11 protein-coding genes are annotated in these 8,605 nt (G+C 67.0%); 6 read left to right on the top strand and 5 right to left on the bottom strand.

Translation table 11 applies throughout. The features are described 5' to 3' along the window. Positions 1-1,350: bifunctional diguanylate cyclase/phosphodiesterase (locus tag MA09_RS16270; protein ID WP_036250731.1), on the top strand; the 1,350-nt coding region annotated here is incomplete at its 5' end. Between the two features lie 197 nt (positions 1,351-1,547). Further along, on the top strand, positions 1,548-2,885 hold the full coding sequence (locus MA09_RS16265) for a DUF2254 domain-containing protein (RefSeq protein ID WP_036250729.1): 1,338 nt from the start codon (positions 1,548-1,550) through the stop codon (positions 2,883-2,885). Between the two features lie 44 nt (positions 2,886-2,929). On the opposite strand, the gene MA09_RS16260 is transcribed toward MA09_RS16265, so the two are convergent. Next, complete coding sequence (locus MA09_RS16260; protein ID WP_036250727.1) at positions 2,930-3,241, bottom strand: BON domain-containing protein; 312 nt, start codon at positions 3,239-3,241, stop codon at positions 2,930-2,932. A 159-nt stretch (positions 3,242-3,400) separates the two neighbouring features. Here MA09_RS16260 and MA09_RS16255 point away from each other — a divergent pair, with 159 nt between their 5' ends. Both MA09_RS16255 and MA09_RS16250 read left to right on the top strand, forming a co-directional pair. Further along, on the top strand, positions 3,401-4,339 hold the full coding sequence (locus MA09_RS16255; protein WP_051933527.1) for a mechanosensitive ion channel family protein: 939 nt from the start codon (positions 3,401-3,403) through the stop codon (positions 4,337-4,339). Positions 4,340-4,426: 87 nt separating this feature from the next. Continuing rightward, the gene (locus MA09_RS16250) at positions 4,427-4,936 is read left to right on the top strand and encodes a DUF421 domain-containing protein (protein ID WP_036250725.1); all 510 of its coding nucleotides are present in this window, start codon (positions 4,427-4,429) and stop codon (positions 4,934-4,936) included. Here MA09_RS16250 and MA09_RS16245 read toward each other — a convergent pair. The 3 genes from MA09_RS16245 to MA09_RS16235 form a co-directional block, all read right to left on the bottom strand. After that, positions 4,933-5,442, bottom strand: a complete 510-nt coding sequence (locus MA09_RS16245) for an HPP family protein (RefSeq protein WP_036250723.1) — start codon at positions 5,440-5,442, stop codon at positions 4,933-4,935. The genes MA09_RS16250 and MA09_RS16245 overlap by 4 nt on opposite strands. A gap of 3 nt (positions 5,443-5,445) precedes the next feature. Continuing rightward, positions 5,446-5,709, bottom strand: coding sequence for a DUF1622 domain-containing protein (locus MA09_RS24205; RefSeq protein WP_229440758.1), 264 nt, complete (start codon positions 5,707-5,709; stop codon positions 5,446-5,448). Between the two features lie 70 nt (positions 5,710-5,779). Further along, positions 5,780-6,688, bottom strand: a complete 909-nt coding sequence (locus MA09_RS16235) for a LysR family transcriptional regulator (RefSeq protein WP_036250720.1) — start codon at positions 6,686-6,688, stop codon at positions 5,780-5,782. 121 nt (positions 6,689-6,809) lie between these two features. Between MA09_RS16235 and MA09_RS16230 the strand changes: the two genes are divergently transcribed. Together MA09_RS16230 and MA09_RS16225 are read left to right on the top strand one after the other, a co-directional pair. Further along, positions 6,810-7,208 (top strand): RidA family protein, encoded by a 399-nt coding sequence (locus MA09_RS16230; protein WP_036250718.1) that lies wholly within the window; start codon positions 6,810-6,812, stop codon positions 7,206-7,208. Between the two features lie 230 nt (positions 7,209-7,438). Continuing rightward, entirely contained in the window at positions 7,439-8,092 is a 654-nt protein-coding gene (locus MA09_RS16225; protein WP_036250778.1) for a phasin family protein, read from the top strand. Positions 8,093-8,198: 106 nt separating this feature from the next. On the opposite strand, the gene MA09_RS16220 is transcribed toward MA09_RS16225, so the two are convergent. Next, the coding region (locus MA09_RS16220; RefSeq protein WP_036250775.1) for a 7-cyano-7-deazaguanine synthase at positions 8,199-8,605 on the bottom strand (407 nt) is incomplete at its 5' end.

The following is an 8,605-nucleotide window of genomic DNA, read 5'->3' as shown; positions in this document are numbered from 1 at the left end:
GAGCGCGAACGCGCCGAAGCGCGCCTGGCCTGGCTGGCCGAGTTCGATGCTGTCACCGGGCTGCCGAACCAGGCCCAGTTCTGGCGCCTGCTGGAAGCGCGCATGACTGCGGCTGCCGCATCCGCCGGCGCCAGCATGGCGGACGGACGCGAGTTGGCCGTCGTCGCGCTGGTGCCCGAGCGCCTGCACGAGATCGTGGACCTGCTCGGCCACGAGGCCGGCGACCGCGCGCTGCGGCAGGTGGCCGATCTCTTGCGTGGCGCCTGCGGCGCGAGCGGCGATGGCGCAGTGGCGGCGCGCATCCGCGGCAGCGAATTCGCCTGCATGCTCGACGCCAGCGGCGGGCGCCGGCAGGTAGAGCGCTTCGCCACGGAACTGCACGGCCTGGTGTCGGCCCCCCTGCAGGTGGACGGGCGCGACTTCTTCCTCGATCCAGTGCTGGGCGTAGCCCTGTATCCGCAGGACGGCCGCAGCGCGGACGCGCTGTACCGCAGCGCCCAGGGCGCGGCGAGCGGCGCCGGCATCGAGATCGACGAGGCGGTACACTTCTTCTCGGCCAGCCGCCACACCGAGCTCGGGCAGCGTCTCACCGTCGAGGCCCACCTGCGCCGCGCGCTCGAGCGCGGCGAGCTGCGCCTGGTGTACCAGCCCAAGGTCACGGTGCGCGAACAGCGGGTGGTCGGTTTCGAAGCCCTGCTGCGCTGGACCAATCCCGAACAGGGCGTGGTCTCGCCTCTTGATTTCGTGCCGATCGCCGAGCGCACCGGCCTGATCATCCCGATCGGCGCCTGGGTGCTGGAGCAGGCCTGCCGCCAGATGGAAGACTGGGCGGCGCAGCTCGGCGGGCCGGTGAAGGTGGCGGTCAACCTGTCGCCGCGCCAGTTCCACCAGAAGTCCCTGCTCGACACCATCCGGCGCTGCCTGGCACAGTACCGGGTGCCTGAGGGGAGCCTGGAACTCGAGATCACCGAGACCGCCCTGATGAGCCGCGAGCAGGAAGTGGACCTGCTCATGCACGAAATCCGCCGGCTGGGGGTGGACCTGGCGATCGACGATTTCGGCACCGGTTACTCCAGCCTCGCCTACCTGAAGCGCTTCCCGGTGTCGCGCCTGAAGGTCGACCGGGCCTTCGTGCGCGACCTCGGGCGCGACGAGGACAGCGCCGCGATCGCGCTGTCGATCGTCAACCTGGCGCGCGGCCTCAAGCTGCAGGTGGTGGCCGAGGGTGTCGAGACCGCCGCCCAGCTGGCGGTGCTGCGCGAGATGGCCTGCGACGAGTACCAGGGCTTCCTGTTCAGCAAGCCCCTTGAAGCGCACGAGGTGCCGGCACTGCTGGCGCGTGCCGCCTAGCTTCCGTCCCGCAAAATCGATCGGGTTTGCCGCCGCACAGGCGGACTGATGGCAATAGGGCGTCTGGGTGCTCCACCGCACATTCCGTTTGCTGCCCGGAAGGCTACAGTAAGGGCAACTCTCCCGGATCGGTATCGGTGACGGCGTCTTGCCGCCATCGAAACCGGTTTGTCATTTCCAAGGAAAGCCAGCCCTCCATGCAAGCCGCAGCAGACAGCCGCTTCAAGCAATTGTGGGTCCAGGTCCATTCGAGCCTGTGGTTCGTTCCCACCTTCGTCATCCTGGGCCTGATGCTGTTGGCGCTCGGCCTGGTGGAACTCGACCGCCAGGCCGGCGATACCTTGCGGCAGTACTGGCCGCGGCTGCTCGCAGTGGAGGCGGAAGGCGCGCGCAACCTGCTGTCCGCCATCGCCGGATCGATGGCCACCATTGCCGGCGTCACGTTTTCGATCACCATGGTCGCCCTGACCCTGGCCTCGGCCCAGTACACCTCGCGGGTGCTGCGCAACTTCATGCGCGACAGGGGCAACCAGGTCGTGCTCGGCATCTTCATCGGCATCTTCCTGTATTGCCTGCTCGTGCTGCGCACGATCACCGGGGAGCCGGATCCCTTCGTTCCCGCCTGCGCGGTCTTGGGTTCGGTGCTGCTGTCGGTGTCCGGGAGCGGCGCCTTCATCTACTTCATCCACCACATCTCGTCGACCATCCAGGCGGCCGAAATGGCCCAGGCCATCACGCACGAGACCCTGCACATGATCGACAAATACTTCCCGGACGAGGCGGCCGAGGGGGGCGTGCGCGAACCCCACCCCGATCCGGTGGCCACCGCCTGGCATCCCGTGCCCACCCGGCAATGGGGCACCATCCAGACCGTCGCCGAACACCAGCTGCTGGCTTGGGCCTGCGCGCACGATGCGATCGTGCGCATGGAGCACAAGCCCGGCGACTTCGTCGGCATGGACGAGACGCTGCTGTCGGTCGCCATGACTCGCCCGCCGGACGAAGCCATGATCGCCGCGCTGAACGGTGCCTATGGGATCGACGCATTCCGCACCCTCGACCAGGATCCGGCCTTCGGTATCCGCCAGCTGGCCGACATGGCCCTGAAAGCCCTGTCGCCGGGCATCAACGACAGCACGACGGCAGAAACCTGCCTGGATCATATCGGGGTGATCCTGGCTTGCTGCGCCCGGCGCAACCTGGAGCCGCGCAATCGCTACGGCAAGGACGGCAAGCTGCGTGTGCTCTCCATCGGTCTCGATTTCGGTCAGCTCGCCGGCTTCGCCTTCCGGCAGGTGGCCGAGAACGCGCAGGGCAATACTGCGGTGCTGCTGCGGATCCTGGATACCATCTGCAAGGTGGGACAGGCCTGTGCAGGAAGTGCGCAACGCGGCGCGCTGCTGCAGCAGGCCGAGATCACCGGCGAGATCGGGCTGCGCAGTGCGAAGTCCGAGGCCGCGAAGGAAGACCTCGGCGCCAGGCTGCGCGTTCTCCGCGACATGCTGGCGCAGGACGCCGGGCGGCCCGGCGACTGAGGACGTACCCGGAGCCGCCTGCCCGGGCGCAGCCCGGGCAGGGCTTACTTCACGATCAGCGCATTGCGCACTTCGCGCACGCCGTCGACGCGACCGGCGATATCGGCCGCGCGGGCCGCGCTGTGCGGACTGTCGACAAAGCCGCTCAGCTGGACGGTGCCGCGGAAGGTCTCGACCTTGACGTCCCTTCCCTTGACGTCGGGATCGCCCAGCAGCGCGGTCTTGACCCTGGTGGAGATGGCCGAGTCCGACAATGCGACCCCGACCTTGCGCGTGTTCGGATCGGTCGAGCAGGCGCCCAGTGCGATGAGGGTAGCGGAAAGCATGGCGGCCCTGCAGATGTGTGCAACTTTCATGTCGTCCTCCTTGGACTTGCGATGGCATAGACGCTCATGATGCGGACTTCCGGGGAAAGCCGACGCCAGTTTGAGCATAGGCAAGCTCGCGCCCTTCCGGCGCTGATGAATGGATCATGTGGCTGAACAGTCCGATCAACCGCCTCGGGAGGTTTGCCCATGTCGCCGGAACTGACGATCGCCTACCAGCGCCTCGAGTCGCTGGGCGTGGCGACGATGCGCTTGCTGCCCAACCTCGTGCTCGGCATCCTGGTCCTGCTGCTGTTCCTGTTCCTGGCGCGCCTGGTGCGCCGCCTGGTCCAGCGCATCAATACCGGCAGGTTCCAGGAAAACCTGGTGATCGTGCTCGGCAGGATGGCGCAGTGGGCGATGACCCTCCTCGGTATCCTGCTATCCGTGACAGTTGCCTTTCCCTCCTTCACTCCCGGCAACCTGATCAGTGCACTCGGCATCACCGGCATCGCGATCGGCTTCGCCTTCAAGGACATCTTCGAAAACTTCCTCGCCGGCATTCTGATCCTGATTACCGAGCCTTTCCGCATTGGCGACCAGATCGTGTTCGGCGGCTTCGAAGGCACGGTCGAGGAGATCGAAACCCGCGCCACCAAACTGCGCACCTACGACGGCCGCCTGGTCGTCATCCCGAACGCCGAGCTGTACAAGGGTTCCTTCGTCGTCAACACCGCCTATCCGAGCCGCCGCCTGCAGTACGACGTGGTCATCGGCAACGGCGACGACATTGCCACGGCCAAGCGCCTCATGCTCGAGGCGATCGGCAAGCTCGCCGACGTCGAGGCCGAGCCGGCACCCGACGCCCTGCTGGTCGAGTACGCCGATGCCGGCGTGAAGATCCGGGTGCGCTGGTGGATCAAGCCGCCCTATCGGGCCGATGCGCTTGCCATCCAGGACCACGTGCTCGAGAGTATCAAGGCAGCCTTGACGGCGCATGGCATCGACCTGCCCTATCCAACCCACCAGGTGCTCTTCCACGACCAGACCGAGGAAACCGACGGCGACCGGCGGCGCCAGCGCGAGGGCTGGCCTGCGGGACGGGGAACGGCGCCGCGCCCGGCGCGCGAACTCGGCCGCCAGCCTTGAAGCCTTGCCACGGGGCAGGCGGACGGCAGCGCAGTGCCGCCCCCTGTACCATCGGGCCAACACGTGAACCATCATAAGGAGAAACGCATGTTTTTCGACAGCTGGAGCGATATCGGCCGCGTCATCCTGGTGGGCGTGCTGGCCTATGCCGGACTCGTCGTCCTGTTGCGCATCAGCGGCAACCGTACGCTCTCGAAGATGAATTCCTTCGACCTGGTCGTCACGGTGGCCTTCGGCTCCACCCTGTCCAGCATCCTGATCAGCAAGGACGTCAGCCTGCTGGAAGGCCTGGCGGCGCTGGCCCTGCTGGTGCTGCTGCAGCTGGCCATCACCTGGACGTCGGTGCGTTCGCGTTTCGTCAGCAAGGCCGTGAAGACCGCCCCGACCGTGGTCCTGCGCGATGGGCAGTTGCTGCACGATGCACTCAAGCGGGTACGCATCACCGAGGACGAGGTACGGTCGGCGGTGCGCCAGCACGGGCATGGTTCGCTGGCGGCCATCGACCTGGCGGTGCTGGAGACCGACGGCAGCCTGTCGGTGGTCGCGACCGACAAGGCCGGCGACCGTTCAGCCTACGGCCAGTTGCGCTCGGGCTAGCCGTCCTTCCCGCTGCGGCCGCTCAGCGAGCGCAGCACCAGGTACTGGGTCAGCCGCTGCAGCCCGAGCAGGACGATGGTGACGCCGAGCGCCAGTCCGAACAGCAGCAGGTTGCTGGCGTCGCCCGCCCGCAGCCCAAAGCTGAGCGCCGTCGCCACTGCCGGCGGATGCATGGCGTCGAACACGATCATCATGACGATGGTGGCGATCATCGCCGCGCCCGCCGAGGCATAGCCCGGACCGAGGGCGAGGTAGGACAGCAGCCCGATCGCTGCCGCGCCAAACTGCGCCAGCACCAGGGTGCGGGCCTGGTTCACGCTATGGCCCGGATCCAGGTAGATGAGGAAGGCGCTCGAGGCCAGCGAGGCGAACAGCAGGCGCTGGTTGCTCACCGCCTCGACCAGGGCCAGCACCAGCAATACCGTCGCGGTCGGCGCGACCGCCAGCAGCAGCTCCCTGCCCAGCCCAAGGCGGCGCCGGCGCGAGGGCAACTGGTCGCCGGCCATGGACTAGACTCCTCCACGGGCAGGGTCGCGCCCGCCGGATTCCTGGACCGCGCTTTCGTGCTGCAGTTCCTTGTTGAGGAAGTAGTTCAGTGCGGTCCGGATCACGGCGATCGCCGCCAGCTTGCCGATCTGGTCCCAGCTCGGCGACACCGAGGTCGACAGGATGTCGGCGGCCAGCTGCAGTTCCAGCGCCAGCGTCAGGTAGCGGGCATTTACCCAGGCCAGCACGGCCGTGATGACGAGAAAGACCGGGACTACCTGGGGCATGACTCCTCCAGCGCTGGAATGCTTAACGAATTGACATGTATAGCGCAAATGTCCGTGCGGCGACGCACCGCTAGGACCGGGTGGGCGGCGCATGCTGCGCCGTCAGCTCCACGATCCAGTCGATGAACACCCGCAGCGCCTTGCTCAGGTAGCGGTTGGGCGGATAAGCCACGTAGAGCGGCATCGGGTCGATGTCCCAGTCCGTGAACAGCCGCACCAGTGCGCCCTTCGCCGCGTGTTCGCGCGCCATGTAGTCGGGCAGCCACAGCACGCCCAGGCCCGCCAGGCCGGCCGTCAGGTAGGCGTTGCCGTCGTCGATCGCCAGCACGTAGTGGCCTGCGATCTTGACGGTCTCGGCGCCACGGCGCATGGCATAGGGCAGGCCGTTGGTCCAGCGGAAGCGCACGATGCGGTGGCGGGAATCCTGCAGCTCGCCGGGGTGCGCCGGCGTGCCGACCTGCGCCAGGTAGGACGGGGCCGCGTACACGCCCAGCCGCAGGTCGCCGACGTGGCGCGCCACCAGCGAGCCGTCGGTGATCTCGCCGCCGCGCACCACGCAGTCGACGTTCTCGCCGATCAGGTCGACCTTGCGGTCGCTGGCGCCGAGGTCGAACTGGATCTCGGGGAAGCGCGCGTGGAAGGCCGGCAGCGCCGGCACCAGGATCATGTTCGCGAAAGGGCTGGGCACGTCGACCCGCAGCAGGCCGCGCGGCGCCGGCGAGGCGCCGGGCAGGTTGTTCTCGATGTCGTGCAGGTCGGCCAGCAGGCGCACCACGCGCTCGTAGTACACGGCGCCGTCGGCAGTGACGTTCACCTTGCGCGTCGTGCGATTGAGCAGCTTGAGGCGCAGGTGGGCTTCGAGCTGTTGTACCAGCTGGGTGACGCTGGTGCGGCTCATGCCGAGGGTGTCGGCCGCCTTCGTGAAACTGCCCGCCTCGACCACCCGGACGAATGCGCGCATGCCGTCAAACCTGTCCACTGTCGACCTCCCGAGCGAAATTGTCGCGATTATACAAATAGTGTTGCGCCGATTTTCCCGTTTATCGCAACAAATTCCTGTACTAAGCTGTCCTCATCCATTCACCAGAGGAGCAAACACCATGCGTGACGTCGTCTTTCCCGCCGGCCGCCAGGCCCTGTATGAAAAAAACCGCTATTCGCCGGCCGTGCGGTCGAATGGCTTCCTGTTCGTCTCCGGCCAGGTCGGCAGCCGCGAGGACGGCTCGCCCGAGCCGGAACTGGATGCGCAGGTGCGACGCGCCTTCCAGAACCTGAATGCCGTGCTGGCGGCGGCCGGCTGCACGTTCGAGGACGTGGTCGACGTGACCATGTTCCTCGTTGATCCAGAGTCGAACTTCGAGCGCATCTGGGAAGTGGCGCGGGAATACTGGGGCGAGGCGCCCTACCCCAACGCCACGGCGGTCGGCGTGACCTGGCTGTACGGCTTCCAGTTCGAGATCAAGGTCGTGGCCCGCATCCCGGACGCCGCGCAGGCCTGATCGCGCCTAGCACGTGGTCAGTAGATATTGCCCCGCACCACGGCACGAAAATACTTTCCGCGATTCGTCCCGTGCGGGCCAAAAAAGGGCGCATAGTGTCCTTGTTCACGGGATCGCTGTCCGATCCCCGTCCCTTCGCAGCAAGCCGCTGCATCCCACCGACCCCAACGCCCTGCCGCTCCCGATCCATCCGGAGCGCATTGCCGCGGTTCGACACCGACAAGGATTCCATGTTTCCCTATTCCCCCTCCAGCAATCCCGCCCTCCGCTCCCATGTGGATTCCCAGCTTGCCTGGTTCAATGACCTGAACAAGACCTTGACCGGATCCTTCCAGGCCGTCTGTCAAACCAACCTGAAACTCGGCCAGACCATGATCGAGGAAACCATACACGCCAGCCAGCGCATGCTGTCGAGCGAGCGTCCGTTCGATGCCCTGGGCGCCGCGGCGTCCCATGCCCAGCCGGCTACCGACAAGCTGCGCGCCTACCAGCAGCATCTGTCCCGCCTGGCGGCCGAGGTCCAGGTCGAACTGGCCCGCGTCACCCAGCAGCACAGCCCGGAAGCGGCGCGTACCGCCCACGCGCTGGCCGATGAAGTGACGCGCGCAGCTACCGAAGAGACCGCACGCAGCATGCAGCAGCAGGAAGAAGTCCTGAAGACCTTCCGCGATCCGTTCCAGCCGGTGGATGCGCAACGTGGCAACGGTCATGCCCCGGACAGCCCGGCCGTCCAGGCGGACCGCGCCAGCGCAAGCACGGGCAGCGGTGCCAGCATGCAATTCGACGGTCTTGCGGACAACGGTTCCGTGCAAGGCCACGTGCAGGGCCCATCGCTCCAGGCAGCCCAGCAAGCGGGCAACAAGTCTCCGCGCAAGCCAAGCTGACCCGCCTCGGCTCGGGCCGATGCCGTGATACGCCTTGAAACGGCCGGGACTTCCCGGCCGTTTTTACGTCAGCACACGGTCCTTGAAGTGCTCCGGCCGGCGGGCATCAGGTGCCCTTGTTTGCCACGTACCGTTCGTAGCCGCGTGCCCGCAACGCGCAGGCCGGGCAGGTGCCGCAGCCATGCCCCCACGGATGCGCAGCCCCACGCTCGCCCAGGTAGCAGGTATGGGTATCGAAGCGGACCAAATCCACCAGCGCGTCGCCGCCGCAGTCCTGGGCCAGTTGCCAGGTCTGGGCCTTGTCGATCCACATCAGGGGCGTCTCGACCTTCAGGCGCGTGGCCATGCCGAGGTTCAGGGCCACCTGCAGCGCCTTCATGGTGTCGTCGCGGCAGTCCGGGTAGCCCGAGAAATCGGTTTCGCACATGCCGCCCACCAGCACGTTCAGGCCGCGGCGGTAGGCCACCGTCGCCGCCACCGTCATGAACAGCAGGTTGCGCCCCGGCACGAAGG

The organism is Massilia sp. BSC265, assembly GCF_000740675.1.
Classification (GTDB): Bacteria; Pseudomonadota; Gammaproteobacteria; order Burkholderiales; family Burkholderiaceae_D; genus Telluria.
This window is presented reverse-complemented; position numbering and strand designations above follow the sequence as displayed.